Source organism: Pseudazoarcus sp. NS34, assembly GCF_059703725.1.
This window is the reverse complement of record NZ_BAAKIZ010000002.1, coordinates 663,023-688,442: the sequence shown is the minus strand read 5'-3', so window position 1 is coordinate 688,442 and position 25,420 is coordinate 663,023. Positions and strand designations below refer to the sequence as shown.

General features: G+C 65.9%; 23 protein-coding genes and 1 tRNA gene. 17 read left to right on the top strand and 7 right to left on the bottom strand.

The features are described from left to right. The first annotated feature begins 202 nt into the window (after positions 1 to 202). Positions 203 to 2,626, top strand: coding sequence for a Lon protease family protein (locus AC6H0N_RS09775; RefSeq protein ID WP_497573905.1), 2,424 nt, complete (start codon positions 203 to 205; stop codon positions 2,624 to 2,626). A 135-nt stretch (positions 2,627 to 2,761) separates the two neighbouring features. Here the strand turns inward: AC6H0N_RS09775 and infA are convergent, their stop codons facing one another. From infA to AC6H0N_RS09750, 5 genes are all read right to left on the bottom strand, one after another. Then, complete coding sequence (gene infA, locus AC6H0N_RS09770; RefSeq protein ID WP_497573904.1) at positions 2,762 to 3,034, bottom strand: translation initiation factor IF-1; 273 nt, start codon at positions 3,032 to 3,034, stop codon at positions 2,762 to 2,764. 259 nt (positions 3,035 to 3,293) lie between these two features. Further along, positions 3,294 to 4,310, bottom strand: a complete 1,017-nt coding sequence (gene mltB / locus AC6H0N_RS09765) for a lytic murein transglycosylase B (RefSeq protein WP_497573903.1) — start codon at positions 4,308 to 4,310, stop codon at positions 3,294 to 3,296. Next, positions 4,307 to 6,271, bottom strand: a complete 1,965-nt coding sequence (locus tag AC6H0N_RS09760; protein ID WP_497573902.1) for a transglutaminase TgpA family protein — start codon at positions 6,269 to 6,271, stop codon at positions 4,307 to 4,309. The genes mltB and AC6H0N_RS09760 overlap by 4 nt, the downstream gene beginning before the upstream one ends. Beyond that, the gene (locus AC6H0N_RS09755; protein WP_497573901.1) at positions 6,258 to 7,235 is read right to left on the bottom strand and encodes a DUF58 domain-containing protein; all 978 of its coding nucleotides are present in this window, start codon (positions 7,233 to 7,235) and stop codon (positions 6,258 to 6,260) included. Before AC6H0N_RS09755 ends, AC6H0N_RS09760 begins: the two co-directional genes overlap by 14 nt. Continuing rightward, positions 7,232 to 8,170: an AAA family ATPase gene (locus tag AC6H0N_RS09750; protein WP_497573900.1), complete on the bottom strand. Its 939-nt coding sequence runs from the start codon at positions 8,168 to 8,170 to the stop codon at positions 7,232 to 7,234. The genes AC6H0N_RS09755 and AC6H0N_RS09750 overlap by 4 nt, the downstream gene beginning before the upstream one ends. A 50-nt stretch (positions 8,171 to 8,220) precedes the next feature. Between AC6H0N_RS09750 and AC6H0N_RS09745 the strand changes: the two genes are divergently transcribed. The 3 genes from AC6H0N_RS09745 to bamC all read left to right on the top strand — a co-directional run bounded on the left by AC6H0N_RS09745 (position 8,221) and on the right by bamC (position 11,317). Further along, positions 8,221 to 9,144, top strand: a complete 924-nt coding sequence (locus tag AC6H0N_RS09745; protein WP_497573899.1) for a histone deacetylase family protein — start codon at positions 8,221 to 8,223, stop codon at positions 9,142 to 9,144. Positions 9,145 to 9,270: 126 nt separating this feature from the next. Then, a complete protein-coding gene (gene dapA, locus AC6H0N_RS09740) occupies positions 9,271 to 10,146 on the top strand; it encodes a 4-hydroxy-tetrahydrodipicolinate synthase (RefSeq protein ID WP_497573898.1) in 876 nt (291 codons plus the stop codon). Between the two features lie 22 nt (positions 10,147 to 10,168). Then, positions 10,169 to 11,317 (top strand): NlpB/DapX family lipoprotein, encoded by a 1,149-nt coding sequence (gene bamC / locus AC6H0N_RS09735; RefSeq protein ID WP_497573897.1) that lies wholly within the window; start codon positions 10,169 to 10,171, stop codon positions 11,315 to 11,317. Between the two features lie 60 nt (positions 11,318 to 11,377). Here bamC and AC6H0N_RS09730 read toward each other — a convergent pair whose 3' ends face one another. Continuing rightward, positions 11,378 to 12,511, bottom strand: a complete 1,134-nt coding sequence (locus AC6H0N_RS09730) for a JmjC domain-containing protein (protein ID WP_497573896.1) — start codon at positions 12,509 to 12,511, stop codon at positions 11,378 to 11,380. Between the two features lie 78 nt (positions 12,512 to 12,589). On the opposite strand from AC6H0N_RS09730, the gene rlmD reads away from it, so the two are divergent. From rlmD to AC6H0N_RS09665, 13 genes are all read left to right on the top strand, one after another. Further along, positions 12,590 to 13,894 (top strand): 23S rRNA (uracil(1939)-C(5))-methyltransferase RlmD, encoded by a 1,305-nt coding sequence (rlmD, locus tag AC6H0N_RS09725; protein ID WP_497573895.1) that lies wholly within the window; start codon positions 12,590 to 12,592, stop codon positions 13,892 to 13,894. Between the two features lie 156 nt (positions 13,895 to 14,050). After that, positions 14,051 to 14,140 (top strand) — tRNA-Ser (locus AC6H0N_RS09720). 17 nt (positions 14,141 to 14,157) lie between these two features. Further along, on the top strand, positions 14,158 to 14,574 hold the full coding sequence (locus AC6H0N_RS09715) for a DUF2721 domain-containing protein (RefSeq protein WP_497573894.1): 417 nt from the start codon (positions 14,158 to 14,160) through the stop codon (positions 14,572 to 14,574). Beyond that, positions 14,575 to 15,162 (top strand): pseudouridine synthase, encoded by a 588-nt coding sequence (locus AC6H0N_RS09710; protein WP_497573893.1) that lies wholly within the window; start codon positions 14,575 to 14,577, stop codon positions 15,160 to 15,162. It abuts the gene before it with no gap. Between the two features lie 34 nt (positions 15,163 to 15,196). Further along, positions 15,197 to 15,640, top strand: a complete 444-nt coding sequence (locus tag AC6H0N_RS09705; RefSeq protein WP_497573892.1) for a DUF192 domain-containing protein — start codon at positions 15,197 to 15,199, stop codon at positions 15,638 to 15,640. Between the two features lie 148 nt (positions 15,641 to 15,788). Beyond that, the gene (gene flhB, locus AC6H0N_RS09700; protein WP_497573891.1) at positions 15,789 to 16,928 is read left to right on the top strand and encodes a flagellar biosynthesis protein FlhB; all 1,140 of its coding nucleotides are present in this window, start codon (positions 15,789 to 15,791) and stop codon (positions 16,926 to 16,928) included. A 33-nt stretch (positions 16,929 to 16,961) separates the two neighbouring features. Next, positions 16,962 to 19,064 (top strand): flagellar biosynthesis protein FlhA, encoded by a 2,103-nt coding sequence (gene flhA / locus AC6H0N_RS09695; protein WP_497573890.1) that lies wholly within the window; start codon positions 16,962 to 16,964, stop codon positions 19,062 to 19,064. Positions 19,065 to 19,187: 123 nt separating this feature from the next. After that, positions 19,188 to 20,648, top strand: coding sequence for a flagellar biosynthesis GTPase FlhF (gene flhF, locus AC6H0N_RS09690; protein ID WP_497573889.1), 1,461 nt, complete (start codon positions 19,188 to 19,190; stop codon positions 20,646 to 20,648). 13 nt (positions 20,649 to 20,661) lie between these two features. Further along, positions 20,662 to 21,465 carry a MinD/ParA family ATP-binding protein gene (locus tag AC6H0N_RS09685; protein WP_497573888.1) on the top strand — a complete coding sequence of 268 codons (804 nt, stop codon included), beginning with the start codon at positions 20,662 to 20,664 and terminating at the stop codon, positions 21,463 to 21,465. A gap of 124 nt (positions 21,466 to 21,589) precedes the next feature. Next, entirely contained in the window at positions 21,590 to 22,354 is a 765-nt protein-coding gene (locus AC6H0N_RS09680) for an RNA polymerase sigma factor FliA (protein ID WP_497573887.1), read from the top strand. 11 nt (positions 22,355 to 22,365) lie between these two features. After that, positions 22,366 to 23,106, top strand: coding sequence for a flagellar motor protein (locus AC6H0N_RS09675; protein ID WP_497573886.1), 741 nt, complete (start codon positions 22,366 to 22,368; stop codon positions 23,104 to 23,106). A gap of 7 nt (positions 23,107 to 23,113) precedes the next feature. After that, the gene (motD, locus tag AC6H0N_RS09670; protein WP_497573885.1) at positions 23,114 to 23,935 is read left to right on the top strand and encodes a flagellar motor protein MotD; all 822 of its coding nucleotides are present in this window, start codon (positions 23,114 to 23,116) and stop codon (positions 23,933 to 23,935) included. Positions 23,936 to 24,069: 134 nt separating this feature from the next. Beyond that, the gene (locus AC6H0N_RS09665) at positions 24,070 to 24,801 is read left to right on the top strand and encodes a MauE/DoxX family redox-associated membrane protein (RefSeq protein ID WP_497573884.1); all 732 of its coding nucleotides are present in this window, start codon (positions 24,070 to 24,072) and stop codon (positions 24,799 to 24,801) included. Positions 24,802 to 24,838: 37 nt separating this feature from the next. On the opposite strand, the gene AC6H0N_RS09660 is transcribed toward AC6H0N_RS09665, so the two are convergent. After that, a complete protein-coding gene (locus AC6H0N_RS09660) occupies positions 24,839 to 25,381 on the bottom strand; it encodes a peroxiredoxin-like family protein (protein ID WP_497573883.1) in 543 nt (180 codons plus the stop codon). Between the last annotated feature and the right edge of the window lie 39 nt (positions 25,382 to 25,420).

Sequence of the window (25,420 nt, the reverse complement as noted above, 5' to 3'; positions counted from 1 at the left end):
TCGCTGTTCGGACTCGCCGTGGCGCAGCGGTAGCGCAGTGCGGTGCAGTGTGGATTGACCGCCGACACGCGCCGCCGGTTCATTCTGCATGGGCGGGATCGTCGCTGCCGCCGTGCGTGTCATGCAACAATGCGCATTGTAGCCCCGGCGTGCGGATCGCGGCCGGCACGTGTGCGGGGCGACATGACAAGGAATGGAACGAATGACGCATACCCGCCTGCCCGCGGAACGCTTGCGCACCCGCTGCGAGCCCGAATCCCTGGAATTCGAAACCACGGCCGAACTGGCCGATCTGCCCGACGGACTGGAGCAGGCGCGCGCCGACGAGGCCTTGCGTTTCGGCCTGGCCATGCAGCACCCCGGTTACAACGTCTATGTGCTCGGCGAGTCCGGCACCGGCCGCCACGCCATCGTCAATCGGCTGCTGGCCGAGCTGGCGGCGAAGGGCGAGGTGCCGCTGGACCTGTGCTACGTCTACAACTTCGAAGACCCGCAGCGTCCGAGTCTGCTGTCGCTGCCGCCCGGTTGGGGCACGCAGTTGCGCAACGACATGCAGACCTTCGTGCGCGACCTCGCCCCGGCGATTGACGCCGCGCTCGACGGCGAAACGCACGAGGCCCGCATCGAGGCCTTGCAGGACGCGCACAAAGAGCGCGAGGAAGAGGCGTTGCAGGAGCTGGGCGAAGGCTGCGCAGCTGACAATCTGTCGCTGCTCAAGACGCCGGAGGGTTTTGTCTTTGCCCCGACCAAGGACGGCGAGACCATGTCGCCCGAGGATTTCGAGGGCTTGCCCGAAGCCGAACGCGAGACCATCGAGGAGAAGGTTGGCGACTGGAGCGACCGGTTGGCCGACCTGCTCGAAGAGTTTCCGGGCTGGCGCAAGGCTTTGCGCGAGTCGATCTGCCGGGCCGAGCGCGACGCGCTGGCGCCGACCTTCGCGCATCTGTCGCGCGATCTGCGTGATCGCTACAAGGACATCGACGCCGTTCAGGAATTTCTCGACGCGGTGCAGAAGGATTTGCTCGACAGCGGCATCGATTGGGGTAGCGCGCTCGACGAGGAAGACGAGGGCGAGGACAACACCGGGCGCTTTCAGCGCTACCTGGTCAAGCTCCTGGTCGACAACGCCGAGACCACCGGCGCGCCCATCGTGTATGAGGACAACCCCGGCTTCGGCAACCTGATCGGTCGCATCGAACACCTGGTGCACATGGGCAACCAGGTGTCGAACTTCCAGATGATCCGAGCCGGCTCGCTGCACCGCGCCAACGGCGGTTACCTGATCCTCGACGCCGAGCGTCTGTTCGGCCAGCCGTATGCCTGGGACGGACTCAAGCGCGCGCTGCGCAGCGGCGAGATCCGCATCGAGCCGCCAGCCGAGGCGCAGGGCTGGAGCGCGCCGGTCACCCTCGAGCCGCAGCCGGTGCCGTGCAAGCTGAAGGTGGTGCTGATCGGCAGTCGCGAGGTGTTCTACCTGCTCAACGAGCACGATTCGGATTTTGCCGAGCTGTTCAAGGTGGCCGCCGATTTCGACGACGAAATGTCGCGCACGCCGCAGAACGTCACTTACTACGCGCATTTGCTGGCGATGCTGGGCCGCAATGCAAAGCTGATGCCGTTTCGCCGCGACGCGGTTGCGCGCCTGATCGAGCAGAGCGCCCGCTATGCTGAGGATTCCGCCAAGCTGTCGCTGTACACGCGACGCGTCGGCGACCTGATGCGCGAGGCCGATTTCCACGCGCGTGAAGCCGGGCTGGAAGCCGCCAGTCGAGAGCATGTCGACTGGGCGATTGCCGCTCGTGCGCGGCGTTTCGGTCGTTACGCCGAGCGCGTGATCGAATCCATCGTAGAAGGCTCGACGCTGATCTCGACCGAGGGTCAGCGCGCCGGGCAGGTCAATGGCCTGGTGGTGGTCGAACTGGGCGGTGAGCACTTCGGCCATCCGGTGCGTATCACCGCTACCGCGCGACTCGGCGACGGCGAAGTCGTCGACATCGAGCGCGAAACTGAACTTGGTGGCGCCATTCACAGCAAGGGCGTGATGATCCTCACGGCTTTCCTGGCCGCGCGCTATGCGCGCAATCGTCCCTTGTCCGTGTCGGCGAGTCTGGTGTTTGAGCAGAGTTATGGCATGGTCGAAGGCGATTCGGCCTCGATGGCCGAACTGTGCGCCTTGCTGTCGGCGTTGGCCGACGTGCCGTTGAAGCAGAGCCTGGCGATCACCGGCTCGGTGAACCAGTTCGGTGAGGCTCAGGTGATCGGTGGCGTGAACGAGAAGATCGAAGGCTTCTTCGACCTGTGCGCGATGCGCGGGCTGACGAGTGAGCAGGGCGTGCTGATTCCGGCGGCCAGCGTTCGCCACCTGATGCTGCGCGAGGACATCGTCGAGTCGGTACGCCGCGGTACCTTCCACATCCATACCATCGAGACCGTCGATGATGCGATGACGCTACTCACTGGCCTGGAGGCCGGCGAGCCCGACACCAAGGGCGTGCTGGCGAAGGGCACGATCAACCACAGAGTGGCGCTCGCCCTGGAGGCGATGGCCGCCGCGCAGAGCGCGTATCAGAATGGTCAGGGTGCCGAGGGACAGGATCAGCGCCGGGTGCGACGCGGTCAGCGCTAAAGGCGCTGAATGAAATGCTGCTCGGATGATTTTCGGACTGCGCGCCCCGGTGTACTCACCGGGGCGGCTGTGGCGGCACGAAGCTGTGCTTCGCGGAGCTCCGCCTGTTTCAGTAGTGGCTGAAGCGCCAGGCGTTCAGCGGCGACGCTTGTGCTGGGGGGCGCCACCGGTCGTGCCAGGGGGGCGGCCGGGCAGGTGGCGGAAGGTGATGCGTCCCTTGGACAGATCGTACGGGGACATCTCAAGCGAGACGTTGTCGCCGGCGATGATGCGGATGTGGAACTTGCGCATCTTGCCGCCCGAGTAGGCGATCAGATTGTGTCCGTTCTCCAGCGTCACGCGGTAGCGGCCGTCCGGCAGCACTTCGGTGACGGAACCCTGCATTTCGATTAGTTCTTCCTTGGCCATATGGCTTCCTCATGTGGTCCGCGGCGTCTGGCGGCGGACGAATCGGGCCGGCCTGCGCGCGTGGCGACTGGCATAACCCGTTGGCGAACCGCGGCTTGCGGCTCGAACCTTGTCTGAATACGGATGGGAGTTCGCTGCTTCCCGGAGATGTGTCGTCCGCATGGCTGGGACGACGCGATTGGTGCAAGGCGGCAATTATAGCATGTCAGCCATAAACGCCCGGTCCAGGCTTTGGTTTCGCCGCGTTGGCCAGACGCTTTCAGCGCTCTGTGCTCGGCGCTACCTCTTCGAGTTGCGCACGCACGGCCTGAGCGAGCTGGTACACCGCCATCGCATAGAAGCTGCTGCGGTTGTAGCGCGTGATGACGTAGAAGTTGCGATAGCCGATCCAGTATTCGGTATCGGCGTCCGGCGTGGGGAGGTCGAAGAGCGTCGCCAGGCCGGGTTTGAAGTTGCCCGAGATGGGGCCGATGCCCCGGCCGCTCAGGCCCGCAGTCTGGATCGACGGCTCGATGCCGGCGGCAATCAGCGGTGCCGGGTCAAGATCGGGCGGCAGGTAGACACGCTGAGCCACAGGCTCGCCCGGCTGCCAGCCGTGTACGGCGAAATAGTTGGCAATGCTGCCGATGGCGTCCACCGGGTCGGCGTCGAATTCGATGCGGCCGTTGCCATCAAAATCCACCGCATAGGCGCGCACGCTACTGGGCAGAAACTGCGGGTAGCCGAGTGCGCCGGCATAGGAGCCGGAGTAGCTGAACGGGTCGCGGTTCTGCTCGCGTGCGAGCAGCAACAGGTTTTCGAGCTCGCGGCGGAACAGCGGTGCGCGCGGCGGGTAGTCGAAAGCCAGCGTGGCGAGTGCCGAGACGGTCTCGAAATTGCCGGTGTAGCTGCCGTAGTTGGTCTCGATGCCGAGGATGGACACGATGAATTCGGGCGGCACGCCATAGCGCGTGCTGGCGGCCTCGATGCTGTCGCGATAGGTCAGCCAGAAGCTCACGCCCTGCTCGATGCGGGCGTCCGTCAGAAAGCGTGAACGGTAGCGCTGCCAGGAGCGCTGGCCGGGTTCGGCCGGTGGGCGGATCAACTCGATCACGCGGTCGATACGGCTGGCCTGGCCCAGCACCGTTTCGAGCTCGGCGGACGAGAAGCCGTGGTGCTGCTGCATGTCGCGCATGAAGTCGCGCGCTTCACTGTGGTCGACGTAGGAGGCGGCAGCGCCCAGCGGCAGAACGGCTGCCAGGGCGCTGACGAGGACGGTACGAAACTGAAGCTTCATTGCGGAGAGAACTCCCGGATGCGATGGGCCAGCTCACGTGTGCGGGCGGCGGTGTCGGAGCGCGTCGCGCCATAGCGCAGACGTGCGTAAGTAAGTGCGATGGCGCGCACGCGCGCAGCGTTTTGCGGGCTTTCGCGAGCGATGCGTTCAGCGTAATCGATGGGGCCTTCTGAAGGCAAACGGGCCAGTCCGCGCCGCGCCAGGCGTGCGCCGAAGCGGTGCCACAGGCGGTCGAGCTCGTCGCCTCGTGGGCGCTGTCGCAGCACCCACAGCAATAGTGCAGCGAGCAAGGCCGAGACGGTGCCGACGAGCGCCAGCAACAGCGTGCGCAGATCTGCCCCGTCTAACCCGAGGCGCGACAGCAGCTTGCTTTGGCGTTGCTGATCAAAGCCGATGACGTTGCGGTTCCAGGCGTTGGACAAGGCTTCCCAGCGGTCGCGCATGCCTCTCAGCATTTCGGTGGCAAAGCCAGAGCGCATCATGAATGGCCGCGCTTCGCCGTCAGGCAGGGCGGCGGACAAGCCGCGTTCGATGCGATCCGGCGCGGCCAGTGCGGTTGGGTCGATGCGCACCCAGCCGCTGTCTGGCAGCCACACCTCGACCCAGGCGTGGGCATCCGACTGACGTACCACCAGACTGCCGTCGAAGCGGTTGAGGGCACCGCCCAGATAGCCGGTGACCACCCGCGCGGGGATGTCGGCGGCGCGCATCATCACCGCAAAGGCCGAACTGAAGTGCTCGCAGAAGCCGCGGCGGGAGTCGAACAGGAACTCGTCTACCGGCTCGTCGCCGAGTAACGGCGGCGACAGCGTGTAGGTCAGGTCGGCCCGTTGCAGGTGGGCGAGTACACGGTCGAGTGCTTCGCGCGGGCTGTTGGCGCCGTCGATGATGCGCTCGACCAGTGCTCGCGTGCGCGGGCTGGAGTCTTCCGGCAGGCGCGTGGCCTGGCGCAGCACAGATGGCGACTCGTTCAGTCCGACCGGGGTTTCGGGCCAGGCATTGAGTGCAACGCGGGTGCGCTGTCCGAGCGGCAGATCCGACAGCAATTGCAGGTCGCCGGCGTAGCGGGTGCGAGGGCGCTCTACTGCGCCGGGGAAATCCATGGCCAGCAGCCAGCGCCGCTGGTGTGGTTCGATGATGGAAATGTAGTCGTAGCGTGGCCCGCTCGGCGTATAGGGCGGATTCTCAAGCAGCGTTGCGTTGCGTGCTTGCCAGGTGCGGCCGTCAAAGTCGGTCAGCACCGGCCCGCGCCAGTAGCGTTGCGCCGGAGGCGGTGGTGCGCCCTCAAATTCCACGCGCAGAGCGATCTCGCCGGATTCGATGAGCTGCGAGATCGAGCCAGGCTGCATCTCGTCCGACAAACCCGTAAGGCCGCTGTGCGCATCGGCCGGCAAGCCCCACAGCGGTCCGGGCAGGCGTGGGAAGAGCAGGAACAGCACGAGCAGGAAGGGCAGGGCCTGCAGCATCAGCACGCCGCTGCTGCGCAAGGCCGGCAGCGGCCGCGCTGTCGGGTCTTCGATGGCCGTCAGCGTGGCGATGGCACAAAGAGCGCCGCCCAACGCGAGCGCAGCCACCGGCAGGCTCTGGTCGTTGAAGAACAGGCCGAGCTGCAGGAACAGCGCAAGCAGAATGGCCGCGCGCAGATCGCGGGTGGCATTGCCTTCGAGCAGCTTCAGGCACAGCAGCACGGCGAGCAGCGCGATGCCCGGATCCTTGCCAAGGAAGTAGCCGAAATGCAGGCGTATGCCAGCGGCGATGCCCGCGGCCAGCAGCAGGATGAACAGGCGCAACAGCCGCCCGGCAGCGGGGGCTGCGCTGCGGCAGCGCACGGCATGCCAGCCGAGCAGCGCGACACAACAGGCGGATGCCCATGCCGGCAGATACAGCATGTGCGGGGCAAGGGTGATGGCGGAAGTGGCCAGCGCCCACAGCGCGGCGGGGCGTGTGTCAGCGCTGTTCATGACGGCTTCGTGCGAGCGCCAGACGGGCCAGGCAGGCGCGCAGGTGCGGTGTCCCGTTGGCGGCATCAAGCAGCCCTTCGGGGGTGCGCAGGGCGTAGCGCAGGCCACGGTTTTCGGCGACGAGCGCCCAGGCGGTGAGGCGCGCCGCACGGGTCTCGTCGTCGAGCCCATGCAGGGCATTCCAGTCGAGCAGCAGGCTGCTGCCTTGCTGGGCGGAAAATTCCTTGGTGAGCAGCGGCCCGCCCGAGGCGGCGGCCTTCCAGGCAATGTGACCCGGCGAATCGGTCATGCGGTGCGCCCGCAGCCCGGCGAAGTCGTCGTCGCCGCTGCGGTGCGTTACGCGGCCGTTCGCTTCCGGGCTCTCGCCCTCTGGTAGTGGAGGCGGGGCGGTTTCGGGTGAGGGGTACACCAGGCAGTTCAGCTCGGGGCGAACGATGCTCCAGGCCCTCACCAGGCCGAGTGGCCAGGTGGTGCCGATACGAATGGCGTCGACCGGCATCCAGCCGCGGCGCGCGGTGGGCAGGGCGAGCTCGGTGTCAGCGGAAGTCGCCGCTTCGAGCGTGGCGCGTGTTTCGGAGGCACCGCAACGCAGGTGCAGCGCGGGGCGACGCAGCGCTGACGGGTTCTCGACGAGAATGCGCAGTGTGGCCGCTTCACCGGCGAACACTGGCTCGATGCGCAGGCGCGCGATGTTCAGCCCGAGCAGATTGCGAAAGGCCTGTACGGTGGCCGAGATACCGGCGCCAACCAGCAGAAAGACCAGTCCGTAGCCCAGGCTCAGGTTGTAGTTGATGGCGCCGATCAACATCACGAGCAGCGCCACCCCGAAGGCCAGTCCGGCGCCTGAGGGCAGCACGTAGATGCGGCTCTGGGTCAGCTTCAGCGGGAGGTTTTGGGGGGCGCGACGGCCCAGCCAGGCGGCGGCGCGGTCGGGAAGGCGTTCGAGGCGGTCGACGAAATTCATCCGTCCACGGCGACGGACGCCACGATGCGCGCGATCACCGCGGGCGGTGCGCTGCGGCCGTCGCTGGCCAGATGCAGACGATGCCCGGCGACATGCGGAAACACCGCCTGCACGTCTTCCGGCAGGACGTGGTCGCGCTCCTGGATCAGCGCCCAGGCGCGCGCTGCGGAGAGCAGGCCGAGCCCGGCGCGCGGGCTGAGGCCACCAGCGAGTTCGGTGTCATTGCGTGTGGCGGCGAGCAGCGACTGCACGTAGTCGATGAGGCGCGGCGCGACGTTCACCGCGCGCGCTGCGCGCTGCAGCACCAGCAGTTCGTCCGGCGTGATGACCGGCGGTGTGCGTTCGAGCAGGTCACGGCGGTCCTCACCCATCAGCAGCGCGCGCTCGGCGTCACGCCCCGGGAAGCCCAGGTGGATGCGCATCAGGAAGCGGTCGAGCTGGCTCTCCGGCAGCGGGAAGGTGCCGATCTGCGTGGTGGGGTTTTGTGTGGCGATGACGAAGAAGGGGTCGGGCAAGGCGTGGGTTTCGCCGTCAGCCGTGACCTGGTGTTCTTCCATGGCTTCGAGCAGCGCGCTTTGCGTCTTGGGTGTAGCGCGGTTGATCTCGTCGGCGAGGATGATCTGTGCGAACACCGGCCCCGGATGGAAGCGGAAGGCGCCGGCCTCGCGGTCGAAGATCGATACACCGGTAATGTCGGCCGGCAGCAGGTCGCTGGTGAATTGCACGCGCTGGAAGTGCAGGCCGATCAGCCGCGCGAAGACGTGTGCCAGGGTGGTCTTGCCGACACCGGGCTGGTCCTCGATGAGCAGGTGGCCACGGGCGATGATGCAGGCCAGCGTGAGACGCAGCGGTTGCGGTTTGCCAAGGATGATTTCGTTGGCGGCGGTGAGCAGTCTGCGGACGCTCTCGGCGGGAGTTTGGCTGGGCGATGGCATGGCGCGATAATAGACCACCTAAGGGCTCAAACGGTTCAGGAGCGGCGCGCATGGCGACGGCCTTCATCACCCATGCGGACTGCGCTCTGCACGATATGGGTGCGCATCATCCGGAGTGTCCTGCGCGACTCGGCGCCATCAACGATCGGCTCATTGCTTCCGGTGTCGAGGCCTATCTAGAGTTCCACGATGCGCCGCGCGCCGAAGATGCGCACATCCTGCGCGCCCACGACGCGGCCTATCTCGAACGCTTGCGTGCCAGCGTGCCGGAGCACGGCACGCACCATCTAGACCCCGATACCGCGATGAACCCGCACACCCTCGACGCCGCGCTGCACGCCGCTGGCGCCGGAGTGCTGGCGACCGATCTGGTGGTGTCGCGCCGGGCCGACAATGCCTTCTGCGCCGTGCGCCCGCCCGGCCATCATGCGGGTCGCGCCAGCGCGATGGGCTTTTGCCTGCTCAACAATGTGGCCATTGCCGCATTGCATGCGTTGGAAGCGCACGGCCTGCAACGTGTCGCCGTGGTCGACTTCGACGTGCATCACGGCAACGGCACGGAAGACATCCTGCGCAATGAGCCGCGCGCGATGATGGCCAGCATCTTCCAGCACCCGTTCTACCCCTACAGTGGCACCGACGAGGTTCCGGCGCATTGGGCCAACGTGCCGGTCAAGGCCGGTCTGCGCGGGGCGGAGTTCCGCGAGGTGGTTGCCGGAAAATGGCTGCCGGCCCTGGAGGCCTTCGCGCCCGAGATGATTTTCATCTCCGCTGGCTTTGATGCGCACTACGAAGATGACATGGCCTCCTGCGGCCTGGTCGAGGACGACTACGCCTGGGTCACCGCCGAGCTGCGGGGTTTCGCTGAGCAGCATTGCCGTGGCCGTATCGTGTCGATGCTCGAAGGCGGCTACGCCCTTTCGGCACTGGGGCGGGCAGCAGTGGCCCACGTGCGGGCGCTGGCCGATCTTTAGCGCGCTGGCGATCCCCGGCACAACCGACAGCGCGCGCCAAGCGTTGAAAAGTACTCAGCCAGGGCTGGCCGTGCGGGCCGCTTCAGGTAGAATCGCGCACTTGACCTTCGCCTGACTGCCCGCCCCATGATCACCGGTTCCCTGGTTGCAATCGTTACCCCCATGCACGAGGACGGTCGTCTCGATTTCGAGCGGCTGCGTTCTCTCATCGACTGGCATGTGGAGCAGAAGACCGACGGCATCGTGATTGTCGGCACCTCGGGCGAATCGCCAACCGTCGACATGGACGAGCATTGCGAGCTGATCCGCGTGGCTGTCGAGCATGCCGCCGACCGTATTCCGGTCATCGCCGGTACCGGTGCGAATTCCACCGCCGAAGCCATCGAGCTGGCGCAGTTCGCCGAGAAGGTCGGTGCGTATGCCCACCTGTCGGTCGTGCCCTACTACAACAAGCCGACGCAGGAAGGCCTGTACCGTCACTTTCGCAGCATCGCCGAGAAGGTTGCGCTGCCGATGGTGCTGTACAACGTGCCGGGTCGCACGGTGGCCGACATGGCCAACGACACCACGCTGCGTCTGGCCGAAGTCCCGAACATCATCGGCATCAAGGACGCGACCGGCAGCATTGATCGCGCCTGCGATCTGATCGAGCGCGCGCCGGTTGGTTTCGCGCTGTACACCGGTGACGACATGACCACCGCAGCCTTCATGCTGCTGGGTGGCCACGGCGCCATCTCGGTTACTGCCAACGTCGCACCGCGCCTGATGCACGACATGTGCGTCGCCGGTCTGGCTGGCGATGCCGCGACCGCACGCGACATCAACAGGAAGTTGTTGTGGTTGCATCGCAACCTGTTCTGCGAGGCCAATCCGATCCCGGTAAAGTGGGCGGTGCAGCAGATGGGACTGATCGAAGGCGGTATCCGCCTTCCGCTCACACCCCTTTCCGAAGCCTTCCACGAGCGTGTGCGTGAATCCCTGCGCCGCGCCGGAATCAACTGACACGCGAGGAATCCTCAAGCTCATGAACGCAAAGCTTCTCAGCTCGGTATCGATTCTGGCGCTGACAGTCGGTCTTACCGCCTGCTCGTCCGGTGGGGGCGGTCTGCTCGAAGGCAAGAAGATCGATTACAAGAGCGCTCGCCCGGTGGGCAACACGCTCGAGGTTCCGCCCGACCTCACTGCGCCGTCGCGCGACGACCGCTACGCGGTGCCGGACGTATCTCCGCGCGGCATTGCTACCTACTCGGCCTACCAGGGCGACCGCGAAGCGGCTGCCGTCAAGGGTTCCGACGAGGTGCTGGCGCCGATCGACAACATGCGCATCGAGCGTGCGGGTTCCGAACGCTGGCTGGTGATCCGCGGTAACGCGGACGACCTGTGGCCGCAGATTCGCGATTTCTGGGGCGAGCTGGGCTTCATCCTCACCCTCGACCAGCCGAGCATCGGCATCATGGAAACCGACTGGGCAGAAGATCGCGCGCAGATCCCCCAGGATTTCGTGCGCCGCGCCCTCGGCAGCATCTTCGACAGCCTGTTCTCTACGGGCATGCGCGACAAGTTCCGCACCCGTCTTGAAAAGGGTCAGAAAGACGGCACGGTCGAAATCTTCATCAGCCATCGCGGTGCCGAAGAGGTGTATTCCAGCTCCAGTCAGGACAGCACGGTGTGGCAGCCGCGCGAGCCCGATCCCGAGCTCGAAGTCGAGATGCTGCGTCGCCTGATGATCTATATGGGCGCCGAGGAAACCCGTGTTGCGGCCGAGTTGCAGACTGAGCCGGCTGCGCCGCGTGCCACGCTGGGCTTGCCCGACGGACGCATGGGCCTGACACTCGACGAATCCTTCGACCGCGCCTGGCGTCGTGTTGGTCTGGCGCTTGATCGCGTCGGCTTCACGGTGGAAGACCGCGACCGCTCGCAAGGCCTGTACTTCGTGCGCTATATCGATCCCGACGAGGAAGCGCGCAACAAGAAGGCCAACGAGAAGGGCTTCTTCGGTCGTCTGTTCAGCTTCGGCAAAGACAAGGCCGCCGAGAACGGTTCGGAGTACCGCGTCCTGGTCGAGGGCGACAGCGCAACTTCGCGTGTCACCGTGCTGTCGCGCGAAGGTGGAGTCGAGTCCGGCAACACTGCGCGCAACATCCTCACGCTTCTGCAGGAACAGCTGCGCTGACCTGCGGTTTGCGAAAACAAAACGGCGCCCCACGGGGCGCCGTTTTTGTTTTGATGGGCTTCAATCCTCGTCTGGCAGGTCGGGGGTGCCGAGGCCGTCGCAGTACAGGCGGTAGAGCAGTTCGAACACGCCGTCGGAAAATTTGATGCCGGCGGCAAGACGGCGAGCGTGGGCCAGGTCGGCGAGCACGGCTGCGTCCGTTGCGGCGACCTCGAGCTTTTCGCCGTTCAGATGGAAGCGCCCGCCGCGGAGCAGCAGCAGCGTGCCGGGGTCGAGCATGAAGCCATGCTGCGCCATCGCGGCGGCAAAACGCTTGCGTGTCAGCGGCTCGTCCGGCGGCAGGTAGAACACCGACGGCTTGGGCTCGCTCAGGTAGTCACCCAGAAAGGCGGCTACATCGTCGCGCGTCCACTGGATGGCGTTGAGCATGTCGGTAACGCGATCAACCATGGTGTCGCTGATCTCGGCCGAGTTTTTCTGCAGCGTCAGATCGGGGTCGGCATACATCCCCGGCAGATCGACGTGCTCGGCCAGCCAGCCGAGAAAGCCCGCGCCGAGTTCTCGCGCCTGCGGCGCGCGAAAGCCGATCGAGTAGGTCGTGCATTCGCCGATAGCCGTGCCTTCGTGCGCGTAGCGCGGCGGCAGATACAGCATGTCACCCGGCTCCAGCACCCACTCTTCAGTCGGGCGGAAATCGGCGATGAGCTTGAGCGGCGCACCTTCCACCAGCGTGTGCTCGGTCTGGTCGCCGATGCGCCAGCGTCGCTGGCCGAAGCCCTGCAGCAGGAACACGTCGTAGCTGTCGAAATGCGCACCGATGCCGCCGCCGTCGGTGGCGTAGCTCACCATCAGGTCGTCGAGCCGCGCCTGCGGGATGAAGTCAAAGCGATGCAGCAACTCGTCGGCCTCGCGCACCCACAGGTTCAGGCCTTGCACCAATACCGTCCACGGCTGCTTGCGGCCTTTCAGTGCGGACGCCTTCTGCGGGCCGCGCGAGACTTGCCAGCCCTTGGCTGCGTCGTGCCGGATCAGGCGCGATTCGACGTCCTCGTCACCGGCCAGCTCGAACAGTTCTTCCAGCTCGACCACGCCGGTGAAGCCCGGAATGGCCTGACGGATCAACAGGGGCTTCTTCTGCCAGTACTCGGCCAGGAATTGCTGCGGCGTGATGCCGCCAAGGAGTTCGTTTTTCATGGCCGGGATTATCGCCGATTGCTTCGACGCGCGAGGCCCTGCACCGTTAAAATGCCGGACTTTTCCGTGGAATCGCCCATGCCCGTCGCCACCATCGAATCGCTCGACCACGAAGGCCGCGGCGTCACCCACGTCGACGGCAAGGCCGTCTTCATCGAGGGGGCGCTGCCGGGCGAGGAAGTCGAGTACGTGGTGGTGCGTGCGCGGCCGAACTATGAACTGGGCGAGCTGGTGCGCGTGATCACGCCCAGCGCGCTGCGCGTGACGCCGCGCTGCCCGTACTTCGGCACCTGTGGCGGCTGTTCGATGCAGCATCTGGACGCCACGGCGCAGGCAGTGGTCAAGCAGCGCGTGTTGGAAGACGCGCTGTGGCACGTCGGCAAGGTGCGCGCCGAGACCATCTACGCCGCCATCCACGGGCCGAGCTGGGGCTACCGCTTCCGTGCGCGCATCGGTGCGCGGCTGATACCGAGCAAGGGCGGCATGCGGGTGGGATTTCGCGAGCGCAGCAGCAGCCACCTGATCGACATGGAGAGCTGCGAGGTTTTGCCGCCGCATGTCTCGGCCCTGCTGCCCTCGCTGCGTGAGCTGATTGGCAGTCTGTCGATCCCCGACCGCATTCCGCAGATCGAGCTGGCCATGGGCGACGACGATGTCACGGTGCTGGTGTTTCGCCACCTGGAGGCGCTCACGGCCGCAGACATCAAGCGCCTCGTTGCCTTCTCCGAGGCCAGTGCCGTGCAGGTCTGGCTGCAGCCCAAGGGGCCGGACAGCATCCGCAGACTGCACCCGAAGGAAGCGCCGGGCTTGTCCTACAGCCTGCCGGAGTTCGACGTGAAGCTGCATTTTCGTCCGACCGACTTCACGCAGGTGAATGTGCTGACCAACCAGTTGCTGATGCGGCGCGCCCTGCAGCTGCTCGATCCGCAGCCGGGCGAGCGCATTGCCGACCTGTTCTGCGGTCTGGGCAATTTCAGCCTGCCGATTGCTCGCAGCGGCGCACGCGTAGTCGGTATCGAGGGCAGCGATGCGCTGGTTGCGCGTGCCGCCGAAAACGCCCGTGCCAACGGACTTCAGGCCAACAGTGAATTTCACGCTGCCAACCTGTTCGAGGTCACGCCTGACAGCTTCGCCGCGCTGGGCCATTTCGACCGCATGCTGATCGATCCGCCGCGCGATGGCGCCATCGCCATCGTCAAGGCGCTGGGCGAGGGTGCGCCGCGCCGCATCGTCTACGTCTCATGCAACCCCGCCACCCTGGCGCGCGACGCCGCGGTGCTGGTGCGCGAGAAAGGCTACGTGCTGCGCGGGGCCGGTATTGCCAACCTGTTTCCGCAGACCTCGCACGTCGAATCCATCGCGTTGTTCGAGCGTAAGGTCTGACGCAGAGCGGGGCGGGACGGTATACTCCGCCGCGGGTCGATGATCCGCATGGGCTTGGACGGAGGTGTGGCAGAGTGATTGAATGCACCGGTCTTGGCGCGCCAGCGCTGGCGAAGCCAAAACCGGCACGGGCCGCAGGCCCGCATGGGTTCTTACGGAGGTGTGGCAGAGTGGTTGAATGCACCGGTCTTGAAAACCGGCAGGGGTTTGCGCCCCTCGTGAGTTCGAATCTCACCGCCTCCGCCAATTGACCCGGATACGCCATGGATATCTCCACACCAGCCCTGCTATTTCCTGCGATTTCCTTGCTGTTGCTGGCCTATACCAATCGTTTTCTGACACTCGCGCAGGTGATCCGGCAGTTGCATGCCTCGCAGGATCCGCATGCATCGATCGTGCAGCGGCAGATTCCGGGGCTCAAGCATCGCATCGTGCTGATCAAGTACATGCAGGGCTTCGCGGTGTTGAGCTTTCTGTTGTGCTCGCTGTCGATGTTCGGGCTGTATGTGAATGAGGCCTTTGCCGGCAAGCTGCTGTTCGGCGCGAGTCTGCTGGCGCTCACCGTTTCGCTGCTGATGTCGCTGGCCGAAGTGCTGATCTCGACCAACGCGCTGGCCATTGTGGTGGAAGACATCGAAGCGCCGGTGCCCCCCGAAGAAGCCGATCCGGCCAGGCGCTGAATGACCCGCGTTCTGCTCTTCAACAAGCCCCATGGCGTGATCTGTCAGTTCTCGCCGGAAGGCGACAAGCCCACGCTGAAGGATTTCATCGCCGTGCCGGGTGTGTACGCGGCCGGGCGGCTCGATACCGATTCCGAAGGCTTGCTGGTGCTGACCGATGACGGCGCGCTGCAGCACCGCATCACCGACCCGCGCAGCAAGCAGCCGAAAACCTATCTGGTGCAGGTCGAAGGCGAGCCCGACGAGGCTGCGCTGGCGGCCTTGCGTGCCGGCGGGCTTGATCTGGGTGACTTCCGCACCTTGCCCTGCGAGGCACGTCGTGTGGCGGAGCCTGACTGGCTGTGGCCACGTGATCCGCCCGTGCGCTTTCGCCAGAACATCCCGACGAGCTGGATCGAGATCGTGCTGCGCGAGGGCAAGAACCGGCAGCTGCGGCGCATGACGGCCAAAGTTGGTTTCCCCACGCTGCGCCTGCTGCGCACGGCTATCGGGGCGTGGTCGCTGGGCGGTCTGGCGCCGGGGCAGTGGCGCGAGGAGGCTGTCGCAGCGCAACCGCCGGCGAGCCCGCGCGTGCGGCGCTCGCGTTAGAATCTGCGCTGTTTCTTCCCCGACCGGACTCACCATGAATTTCCGCCGTTGCCTGCTACTGCTGTCTTTCCTGCTCTTCGTTCCGACGGCCTTTGCGCAGCAGATGCCGGTGGTGCAGCTCAGCGCCGGCATGTACCGCATCACCGCCGAGTTGGCCAACACCCCGAAGTTCCGGGAGACCGGGCTGATGCACCGCGAATCCATGGGTGAGAACCGCGGCATGGTGTTCGTGTTCGAGTTCGACGCGACGCACTGCATGTGGATGCGCAACACGCTCATTCCGCTGTCGGTGGCCTTCCTCGACGCCGATGGCAAGGTGCTCAACATCGAAGACATGGCGCCGCAGACCGAGACCAATCACTGCGCAGCCCAACCCGCGCGCTACGCGCTGGAAATGAACAAGGGCTGGTTCGCGCAACGCGGCATCGGCGCCGGTGACGTCATCGGTGGCGTCAGCAAATTGCGCCCGACGCGCTGACCGGCGCGCAGTCCGCTCCGGCCGAAGGGCCGAATTGAGGCAGAAACCCTGCCTTTATCCACCGGCAAATCTTGCCGCCTCCTCCTGATAATTGCCGCACGTGGCCGTCCGTCCGCATCTTTGCGGCGCGGACTGAGGTGGAGCGGCAATGGCCGAAGAAAGCGATCTCGAGAAAACAGAACAACCAACCCCACGGCGAATAGAGCAAGCCCGTGAGGAAGGCCAGGTCCCGCAATCGCGGGAACTGTCGACGTTCTTCGTGCTGATCGCCGGCGTGGCCAGCCTGTGGCTGATGGGTGGCTGGGTGAGCCGGCGCATCACCGACACGCTGCGCCATGGCTTCAGTTTCGAGCGCGAGGCGGTGTTCGATACCGCGCTGATGCTCGATACCTTCCACACCATTTTCAGTGACGTGCTGCTGACCATGCTGCCGTTCTTCGGCGTACTGGTGGTGGCGGCATTGGCTGCGCCGATTTCGCTCGGTGGCTTCGTGTTCTCGACCAAAGTGCTGGCACTCAAACCCGAGCGCATGAACCCGCTCAAGGGCCTGGGCCGCATGTTCTCGGTGCATGGGCTGGTCGAACTCGTGAAGTCGATACTCAAGGCGGTGGTGATTGGCGCTTTGGCCGTATTCGCGGTGTGGCGCGAGTGGGACCACGTGTTTTCACTGATGATGCAGCCGCTCGAATACGCGCTGCCGGAGTTCTTCCAGACGCTGTTGTTTGCGTCGCTGATCATCGTGCTGGGGCTGGCTATCATCGCCATGATCGACGTGCCGTTCCAGCTCTACCAGTACCACCGCAAGCTGCGCATGACGCGCGAGGAAGTGAAGCGCGAGAACAAGGAGCAGGAGGGCGATCCGCACGTCAAGGCGCGTATCCGCATGCTGCAGCGCGAGATGGCGCGCCGCCGCATGATGACCGAGGTGCCCAAGGCCGACGTGGTGGTGACCAACCCGACGCACTTTTCGGTTGCACTGAAGTACGACAGCAACAAGATGGGTGCGCCGGTGGTGGTTGCCAAGGGGCGCGGCGACGTGGCGCTGAAGATTCGCGAGATTGCCGCCGAACACGACGTGCCGCTGCTCGAAGCGCCTCCGCTGGCACGTGCCCTGCACGCGCATTGCGAGCTGGGCGAAGCGGTGCCGGCACAGCTCTATACCGCCGTGGCCGAAGTCATGGCCTATGTCTATCAACTCAACGCCTGGCTGTCGCGTGGCGGGCGCAAGCCCGCGGCGCCAAACAAGCTGGCCGTGCCGGAAGGCATGGATCCGGGCGCGATCGAATGAGCACGCAATGCATTGCCGAAACGAGGTTTCTGAATGAATGAAACACTGAACCTGCGCGCGCTGATGCGGCCGGAGAACATGCGCCTGCTCGGGGCGCCGATCTTCATCATCATGATCTTGTCGATGATGGTGTTGCCGCTGCCAGCCTTCGCGCTGGACCTGTTCTTCACCTTCAACATCGCCATCGCGGTGATGGTGCTGCTGGTGGCGATGTACACCCGCAAGCCGCTGGAATTTTCGGTGTTTCCGACGGTGCTGCTGGTCACCACGCTGCTGCGCCTGGCGCTCAACGTGGCGTCCACCCGGATCGTGCTGCTCGAAGGTCACACCGGGCCGGACGCCGCGGGCAAGGTCATCGAGGCCTTCGGCTACTTCCTGGTCGGCGGCAACACCGCCATCGGTCTGGTGGTGTTCGGCATCCTCGTGTTGATCAACTTCATCGTCATCACCAAGGGTGCCGGCCGTATCGCCGAAGTCAGCGCGCGCTTCACGCTCGACGCCATGCCCGGCAAGCAGATGGCCATCGACGCCGACCTCAACGCCGGCCTGATCGACGAGAACGAAGCCAAGCGGCGCCGCAAGGAAGTGTCGCAGGAGTCCGACTTCTTCGGCGCCATGGACGGTGCCTCGAAGTTCGTGCGCGGCGATGCCATCGCCGGCATCCTGATCCTGCTGATCAACATCGTCGGCGGCCTGATCGTCGGCACCGTGCAGCACGACATGGCCATGGGCCAGGCGGTCGAGACCTACACGCTGCTGACCATCGGCGACGGCCTGGTCGCGCAGATTCCGGCGCTGGTGATTTCGGTGGCGGCCGGCCTGGTCGTTTCGCGTGTCGGCGACGAGTCCAACGTCGGTGACATGGTCATCCTGCAGGTGTTCTCCAACCCGCAGGTGCTGGTCCTCACCGGCGCCATCATCGGCGTGCTGGGCCTGATCCCGGGCATGCCCAACCTGGTGTTCATCCTGATCGCCGGTGGCCTGTTCGCGCTGGCCTGGCATCGACGCAAGCTCAACGAACGTGCCAGCGAGGCCGAGGCCGAGGCTGAAAAGGCGCCCGCCGCGGCCGCCGCCTCCACGCCCGAAAACCTCGAAGCGAGCTGGGCCGACGTGCAACCGGTCGACGTGCTGGGCCTCGAGGTGGGCTATCGCCTGATCCCGCTGGTCGACAAGGCGCAGGACGGCGAGCTGCTCAAGCGCATCCGCGGCTTGCGCAAGAAGTTCGCGCAGGACGTGGGCTTCCTGCCGGCCTCCGTGCACATCCGCGACAACCTCGAACTCAAGCCCAACGCCTACCGCATTGCGTTGAAGGGCGTCGAAATCGGTGCCGGCGAAGCCTGGCCAGGCCAGTATCTGGCGATCAATCCGGGCCGTGTGTCCGGCCCGTTGCAGGGGCGCGAGACGCGCGATCCGGCCTTCGATCTGCCGGCCTTCTGGATCGACCCCGCGCAGCGCGAACAGGCGCATGCGCTGGGCTACACCGTGGTGGACGCCGGCACCGTGGTGGCCACCCACCTCAACCATCTGATTCTCAATCATGCCGCCGAACTGCTCGGCCGGCAGGAGACGCAGCAACTCATCGACCACATCGCCAAGGATGCACCCAAGCTGGTCGAAGACCTGGTGCCTGGGCAGCTGGCGCTGTCGGTGGTGCAGCGCGTGCTGCAGGCCTTGCTGGAAGAGGGCGTCAATATCCGCGACATGCGCAGCATCATCGAGGTGCTGGCCGAGAACGCGCCGCGCACGCAAGAGCCGGTCGAACTGGTGGCCCGCATTCGCGAAACCCTGGGCCGCGCCATCGTGCAGAGCCTGTTCCCGGGCAACGACGAGGTGCAGGTCATCGCGCTCGAACCGACGCTCGAACGCATCCTGTCGCAGGCCATGGGCGCTGCCGGCGGCGATGGGGGTGCAATCGAGCCGGGCCTGGCCGACAACATGCTGCGTCAGACCGCCGAAGCCGCTCAACGCATGGAAGACGCCGGCCTGCCGCCGGTGCTGCTGGTGCCGCCGCAACTGCGTTTGCTGCTGTCGCGCTTCCTGCGCCGCGCCGTGCCGTCGCTCAAGGTCGTGGCCAATACCGAAGTGCCTGAATCGCGCACCGTGCGCGTCACCGCCATGGTCGGCGGGGCGGCCTGAGTCGCGAATTGAAGAACGGAATAAGCGGGAACATCCCCGTTTATTCCGCCCTCGCCACGACGGGAGGCGCGGGAATAATGGGCTCATGCTGCGCTACAGGCGCGGAAAGTCTGGAGAACCGGTATGAACGTCAAGCGCTACTTTGCCGCCACCGCCCGTGAGGCCCTGCGTGCCCTCAAGGCCGAACTCGGCGCCGACGCCATCGTGCTGTCGAACCGCGCCGTTGAAGGCGGCGTCGAGATCCTGGCCCTGCCGGCTGATGCCGTCGGTGCCGTATCGACCCCGCCGCGCCGCGCGCCTGCGCCCGTTACGCCGGTATCCGAGCACGAAGACGAGGATTGCCGGGTGAGCCTCGGCAGTACCCGGCCGCAGCAGGCTGAAAAGCCCGCGCAGCACATCCGCGCCTTCGAGCCGCCGCGCATGGAAACGCCCGACTACATCATCCGCAAGCGCGGCTACGAAGACGTCGCGCCAGCGCCGCGTCCTGCGCCGGCCCGTCCGGCCCCGGTGGCCGAGCGCCCCGCGGCGCCGATCGAGCGCGTCGAGCCGGAGATCAGGCAAGAGCTGGCACCGGTTGCCGAAACCGTCTCGCGTCATCTGGGCGAAAAGGCCGCGGCGCCTGCCGCCGACCCGCGCATCACCGAATTGCAGGACGCCAACGCGCGCCTGATGTCTGAGCTGGGCGGCATTCGCGGCATGATCGAACGCCAGCTCGCGGCCTTTGCCTGGGGCGATACGCGCCGCAATGCGCCGGGCGCCGCCGAGGTGCTGGGCGAATTGCTCGACGCCGGCTTCCCCACGCGCCTTGCACGCAAGCTCGTTGAATCTGTCGATGAGGCGCACAGCGCCGACGAAGCCCGCAACGTCGTGCGCAACACGCTCGGCCGCGACCTGCGCGCCATGTCGTCGGACGCCGACCTGATCGACCGTGGCGGTGTGTACGCGCTGGTCGGCCCGACCGGCGTCGGCAAGACCACCACCACCGCCAAGATCGCCGCGCGCTGTGTGATGCGCCACGGCGCCGACAAGATCGCGCTGATCACCACCGATGGGTACCGCATCGGCGCGCAGGAACAACTGCGCATCTACGGCCGCATCCTCGGCGTGCCGGTGTTTCCGGTGCGCGACGCCTCCGACTTGCGCCAGACCATTGCCGAACTGCGCGGCAAACACATGATCCTGATCGACACCGTCGGCATGAGCCAGCGCGACGAGATGGTCATGAAGCAGGCCGCCATGCTGTCCGGCGCCGGTAACGTGCATCGCCTGTTGCTGCTCAACGCCACGGCCAGCGGCGAGACCCTGGACGACGTCATCGACGCCTGGAAGGGCCCCGATCTGGCCGGCTGCGTGCTGACCAAGGTGGACGAGGCCGTGTCGCTGGCGCCTGCCGTCGGCGCCGCGATCTCGAACGGACTGGAAGTGTTCTACGTCACCAACGGCCAGCGTGTGCCCGAAGACCTGCACCTGCCGAACCGCGCCTATCTGCTGCACCGCAGCCTCAACGCCCGCGTGCGTGACCCGGCCTGGAAGCTCGACGCTGACGAAGCCGCCCTGAAGTTTGCCGCTGGTGCCGGTGCTTGAGCGGAGACCCGACATGATCGACAGCCACGAAGATCAGGCAGCCGGTCTGCGCCGGCTGTTCCGCCGCGCGCCGCCGACGGTGGTGGCGCTGTACACCACCGGCCGCGAACGCACGACGACCGCCGTACGCACGGCCTTCCGCCTTGCCGCGCGCGCCGAGCGCGTGCTGATTCTGGATGAGGCGCGCGGCGAACATTCACTGGCACCCGCGCTGGGTGTCGCCGATGGCAGCGACCTGCTCGGCGTGCTGGGCGGTCAGCTCGATGCCGCTTCGCTGGTTCAGCCCGTGCCGGGCCTGGTCGGCCGCGTGCCGGTCAGTGCCGCCGCGCTGGCGCTGCCGCTGCTCGACGAGGAGCGGCGCATGTGCTTGATCGACGCGTTGCGTGCCCTGCACCGTTACGCCGGTGTTGTGCTGGTGCATGCGGACAGCGAAGAGGCGGCAGACCCGTCGCCCTTCGTGTTCGCCGCGCCGCGCCGGCTGCTGGTAGCCGAGGCCAGTCGCAGCGGTGCAATCGAAGCCTATGCCGTCATCAAGGCGCTGGCTGCGGCCGGCGCTGGGTCCCTGCACGTGGCGGTTTCCGCCGCCCGCACGCGGAACGAGGCGCACGCCTTCTTCGCCAGCCTCGACACGCTGGTGCGCAACCACGTCGGCGTGCCGTTGGCCTGGCTCGGTGAAATCGAGCGTGACGATCTGGCCGGCGGGTTGACGGCCGACGTGGTCGAGTCTTCGCCGCGCGAACCCGAAGCGGCCTTCCTGCGTCGTCTGGCAGCGCTCGGTGGTGCGCGTCGCGCGGGCCCGCGCAGCGCGGCGTTGTGAGGATTAGACCTTCATGCTGACCACTGCCCGAAAAGTCGCTGCACCCATCGGTCAATCCCGCGCTCCCGGCGTGCATAATGTCGGCAAAGGGCGCGTTGCGCCCCGTAATACCCGGGCACTGTGGATGTACGATTCAGAAGGCAATCCTGACAAGGCGCAACTCGTCGAACTGTACGCACCGCTGGTCAAGCGCATCGCCTATCACCTGATGGCGAAGCTGCCAGCCAGTGTGCAGGTCGACGACGTCATGCAGAACGGCATGATCGGTCTGCTCGATGCCGTCTCGCGCTACGAAGACGGCCTCGGCGCGCAGTTCGAAACCTACGCCGCTCAGCGCATTCGTGGCGCCATGCTCGATGGCCTGCGCGAGGACGACTGGATGCCGCGCAGCCTGCGCCGCGACATGCGTCGCGTGGAATCCGCCGTGCAGACGCTGGAGCAACGCCTCGGCCGTCCGCCATCCGAGACCGAACTGGCCGATGAAGTCGGCGTGCCGCTGCCCGAATACCAGCAGATCCTGCAGGAAGCGCGTGGCCACCAACTGGTGTATTTCGAGGATTTTGGCGGCGGCGACGATGAAGACTTCCTCGAACGCCACATCGTTGATCAGGACGCCAATCCGCTCGGCATGCTCGAAGATGCCGATTTGCGCCGCAGTCTGGTCAAGGCCATCGAGAATCTGCCCGAACGCGAACAGATGGTGATGAGCCTGTACTACGAAGAAGAACTCAACCTGCGCGAAATCGGTGAAGTGCTGGGCGTCACCGAGTCGCGCGTGTGCCAGTTGCACAGCCAGGCCGTGGCCCGTGTGCGCGCGCACATCTTCTCTGACGGCGCGCCCCTGGCGCCGGCCAAGCGCCGCGGTCGTCCGCCGCGCGCCAAGAGCTGAGCAGGCAGGCGATGGATCGCATCAGCCTGTTCGGCCTCGTTCTCGGCATTGCCGCGATTGTTGTCGGGCAGGTGCTGGAGGGCGGCCATATTGCTTCCCTGTTCCAGCCCACGGCCTTGCTCATCGTCATCGGTGGCACGCTTGGCGCGGTGATGCTGCAGAGCCCGCTGAAGGTGTTTGTCGAGGGCGCGCGCATGACCCGCTGGGTGTTCGTGCCGCCGCCCGAACGCGGTGAAGAACTGATCGGACTGGTCACACAATGGGGCACCATCGCCCGGCGTGACGGCCTGCTGGCGCTGGAATCGCGCATCGAGCAGCAGGACGATCCGTTCCTGCGCCGTGGCCTGCAGTTCCTGGTCGATGGTGTCGATCCGCAGCGTTTGCGCGAGCTGATGAATGTCGAAATCGACGCCTCCGAAGCCCAGATGAAACTCGGTGCCCGCGTGTGGGAGGCGGCCGGCGGCTACTCCCCGACCATCGGCATTCTCGGTGCAGTGCTGGGCCTGATCCACGTCATGGAAAACCTCTCCGAGCCTTCGCGGCTCGGCGCCGGCATTGCCGTGGCCTTTGTCGCCACCATCTATGGCGTGGGCTTTGCCAACCTCGTTTTCCTGCCCTTTGCCAAGAAGCTGATGGCGCACATCGGGCGCATCTCGGCCGAGCGCGAGATGATCGTCGATGCGCTGGTCGGTATCGGCAATGGCGAAAACCCGCGCATCATCGAAGCCCGCATGCGCGGCTATCTGGTGTGAGGGCGCCATGCCCCGCCAGCGCCAGCGCCGCCAGCACGACGAGCACCCCGAGAACCACGACCGCTGGCTGGTCTCCTACGCCGACTTCATCACGCTGCTGTTTGCCTTCTTTGTCGTGATGTACTCGCTGTCCTCGGTCAACGAGGGCAAGTACCGCATTCTGTCGAACTCCCTTCTCACGGCCTTTCGCAGCGTCTCCGTCAACCAGCCCAGCGAGCAGGTGGTGGTCGCGCCCTTCGTGGTGCCTGCGCGGCCACAGCCGCCGACGAGCCGCAGCGATCGCGAACCGGCCAGCGGGCAGGGCGACCACGTCGAGCACATCCGTCGCATGGGCGAGAGCATCCGCCGCGCGCTCGAACCGCTCACACGCACCGGGCAGGTGAACATTTCCGAAGGCGCCCACGGCATCACCGTCGAAGTGAATGCCAGCCTGCTGTTCCCGGCCGGTGAAACCAGTTTGCAGTCCGGTGCGCAGGCGCCGCTGCGTGCAATCGCTGAGGTCTTTGTCGGGGGCGATTACCCGGTCACCATCGAAGGCCACACCGATGATTCGCCGATCAACTCCGCGCGCTTTCCGTCCAACTGGGAACTGTCTTCGGTACGTGCCTCGTCAGTAGTGCGTTTGTTCGCCGACGCGGGCATCGATCCCTCGCGCTTGTCCGCCATCGGTTACGCCGACCAGCGGCCGATCTCGGAAAACCTCACCGAAGAGGGCCGCGCCCGCAATCGCCGCGTCACCATCCGGCTCGACGCCATGTACAACGACCCGCCCCCGCAATCGCCGGGCACCATCCGGGCCGACGACCCGATGCGCGCGCTGCTGCCCTGAGAGTTTCGGCGCGCCTTTCCGGCTCACGCCGGAGTCTCTTGCCACCGATGAGCACCACGTCCCGCAGGGGAACCTCCGTCGCGCGACGCTGACCACACACCTGTGGAGTCGCCCAACGAAAGGAGGACCCAGGCATGCCCGAATCCGCCAGGCTGTATCGCATGGACACGCCCGAGCACCGTTGCCCCTTCGGCCTAAAGTCGCTGCATCTGCTGCGGCGTCGGGGATACGAGGTTGAGGATCACCGCTTCCGCTCGCGCGAAGAAGTCGATGCCTTCAAGCGCGAGCACGACGTCGAAACGACACCGCAGACCTTCATCGGTAGCGAGCGCATCGGCGGTTACGACGAGCTGCGCGAGCATTTCGGCCTGCCCGAGGAAGGCCAGTCCGGCACAACCTACACTCCGGTCGTCGCCATCTTCGCGAGCGCATTCGCGATGGCTCTCGCCGCGGCGTGGGGCATCGAGGGCAGCGTGTTGTCGGCGCGTGTCATCGAGTGGTTCGTGGCCATTGCGATGTGCGTGCTGGCAATCCAGAAACTGCAGGATCTCGCGTCGTTTTCGAACCAGTTCATCGTCTACGACCTGGTCGCGATGCGTGACGTGCGCTACGCGTACGTCTATCCGTTCGTCGAGCTGTGGGCCGGCATTGGCATGCTGGGCGCGCTGAATGCGTGGCTGGTGTCACCGTTCGTGCTGTTCATCGGCACGGTCGGCGCGGTGTCGGTGTTCAAGGCGGTATATGTCGAAAGGCGCGAACTGAAATGCGCCTGTGTCGGTGGCGATAGCAGCGTGCCGCTCGGCTTCATTTCGCTGACCGAAAACCTGTTCATGATCTTCGCCGCGTTCTGGATGTGGGCAAGGTGAGCCGCCCGACGGCCGCGCCGCCGGGCGGTGTGCAGGTTTACACCTCGCCGGTGTATTCGCCGCGCGCCGGGTAGTCCTTGTCGATGGCGAAGTCGATCGCCAGCAGAAGGTCCTGGAACGGCGGGCGCGAGAACGGCATGGTCTGCACGGCGCCGTAGTACAGCGTGCCGTCCGGCCGCACCAGGAACACGCCCGGCTCGCTGAACAGATCGGGCTCCTCGATGCCGATGGAAGTCTTGCCGCGCCCGGCGCTGGTGTACAGCCCCCACTTGCGCGCGTCCGGCAGCGAGAGATCGTAGGCGAACTTCACGTGGTCGGCCTTGACCTTGTCGGCCATCTGCTTCGCGCGCTCTTCGCCGTCGTTGCTGATGGCGATGAGTTTCACGCCGCGCTTGGCGTATTCCTCGCCGAGGCGTTCGAGCTCAAGCAGATATTTGGCGCACAGCGGGCAGTGCAGGCCGCGGTAGAACACCAGCAGATCGAAGTTCTCGCCCGGCGCGGTGCCGAGGGTGTAGCGGCCACCGCCGACCAGCGGCAGATCAAGGGCGGGGACAGCCTGGCGGGGAATCAACGGGGTCATGCGGGTCTCCTGAGTGTGTGACTACGTTGCCAGTGTGGC

Excerpts from the sequence above, each read along its gene's own strand:
- flhB (WP_497573891.1), top strand. The coding sequence starts at position 15,789 with ATGGCCGAAGAAAGCGATCTCGAGAAAACAGAACAACCAACCCCACGG.
- flhA (WP_497573890.1), top strand. The coding sequence starts at position 16,962 with ATGAATGAAACACTGAACCTGCGCGCGCTGATGCGGCCGGAGAACATG.
- AC6H0N_RS09760 (WP_497573902.1), bottom strand. The coding sequence starts at position 6,271 with ATGAACAGCGCTGACACACGCCCCGCCGCGCTGTGGGCGCTGGCCACT.
- AC6H0N_RS09680 (WP_497573887.1), top strand. The coding sequence starts at position 21,590 with ATGTACGATTCAGAAGGCAATCCTGACAAGGCGCAACTCGTCGAACTG.
- AC6H0N_RS09705 (WP_497573892.1), top strand. The coding sequence starts at position 15,197 with ATGAATTTCCGCCGTTGCCTGCTACTGCTGTCTTTCCTGCTCTTCGTT.
- AC6H0N_RS09665 (WP_497573884.1), top strand. The coding sequence starts at position 24,070 with ATGCCCGAATCCGCCAGGCTGTATCGCATGGACACGCCCGAGCACCGT.
- motD (WP_497573885.1), top strand. The coding sequence starts at position 23,114 with ATGCCCCGCCAGCGCCAGCGCCGCCAGCACGACGAGCACCCCGAGAAC.
- AC6H0N_RS09660 (WP_497573883.1), bottom strand. The coding sequence starts at position 25,381 with ATGACCCCGTTGATTCCCCGCCAGGCTGTCCCCGCCCTTGATCTGCCG.
- AC6H0N_RS09750 (WP_497573900.1), bottom strand. The coding sequence starts at position 8,170 with ATGCCATCGCCCAGCCAAACTCCCGCCGAGAGCGTCCGCAGACTGCTC.
- AC6H0N_RS09710 (WP_497573893.1), top strand. The coding sequence starts at position 14,575 with ATGACCCGCGTTCTGCTCTTCAACAAGCCCCATGGCGTGATCTGTCAG.
- mltB (WP_497573903.1), bottom strand. The coding sequence starts at position 4,310 with ATGAAGCTTCAGTTTCGTACCGTCCTCGTCAGCGCCCTGGCAGCCGTT.
- rlmD (WP_497573895.1), top strand. The coding sequence starts at position 12,590 with ATGCCCGTCGCCACCATCGAATCGCTCGACCACGAAGGCCGCGGCGTC.
- infA (WP_497573904.1), bottom strand. The coding sequence starts at position 3,034 with ATGGCCAAGGAAGAACTAATCGAAATGCAGGGTTCCGTCACCGAAGTG.
- dapA (WP_497573898.1), top strand. The coding sequence starts at position 9,271 with ATGATCACCGGTTCCCTGGTTGCAATCGTTACCCCCATGCACGAGGAC.
- flhF (WP_497573889.1), top strand. The coding sequence starts at position 19,188 with ATGAACGTCAAGCGCTACTTTGCCGCCACCGCCCGTGAGGCCCTGCGT.
- AC6H0N_RS09730 (WP_497573896.1), bottom strand. The coding sequence starts at position 12,511 with ATGAAAAACGAACTCCTTGGCGGCATCACGCCGCAGCAATTCCTGGCC.
- AC6H0N_RS09685 (WP_497573888.1), top strand. The coding sequence starts at position 20,662 with ATGATCGACAGCCACGAAGATCAGGCAGCCGGTCTGCGCCGGCTGTTC.
- AC6H0N_RS09675 (WP_497573886.1), top strand. The coding sequence starts at position 22,366 with ATGGATCGCATCAGCCTGTTCGGCCTCGTTCTCGGCATTGCCGCGATT.
- bamC (WP_497573897.1), top strand. The coding sequence starts at position 10,169 with ATGAACGCAAAGCTTCTCAGCTCGGTATCGATTCTGGCGCTGACAGTC.
- AC6H0N_RS09775 (WP_497573905.1), top strand. The coding sequence starts at position 203 with ATGACGCATACCCGCCTGCCCGCGGAACGCTTGCGCACCCGCTGCGAG.
- AC6H0N_RS09715 (WP_497573894.1), top strand. The coding sequence starts at position 14,158 with ATGGATATCTCCACACCAGCCCTGCTATTTCCTGCGATTTCCTTGCTG.
- AC6H0N_RS09745 (WP_497573899.1), top strand. The coding sequence starts at position 8,221 with ATGGCGACGGCCTTCATCACCCATGCGGACTGCGCTCTGCACGATATG.
- AC6H0N_RS09755 (WP_497573901.1), bottom strand. The coding sequence starts at position 7,235 with ATGAATTTCGTCGACCGCCTCGAACGCCTTCCCGACCGCGCCGCCGCC.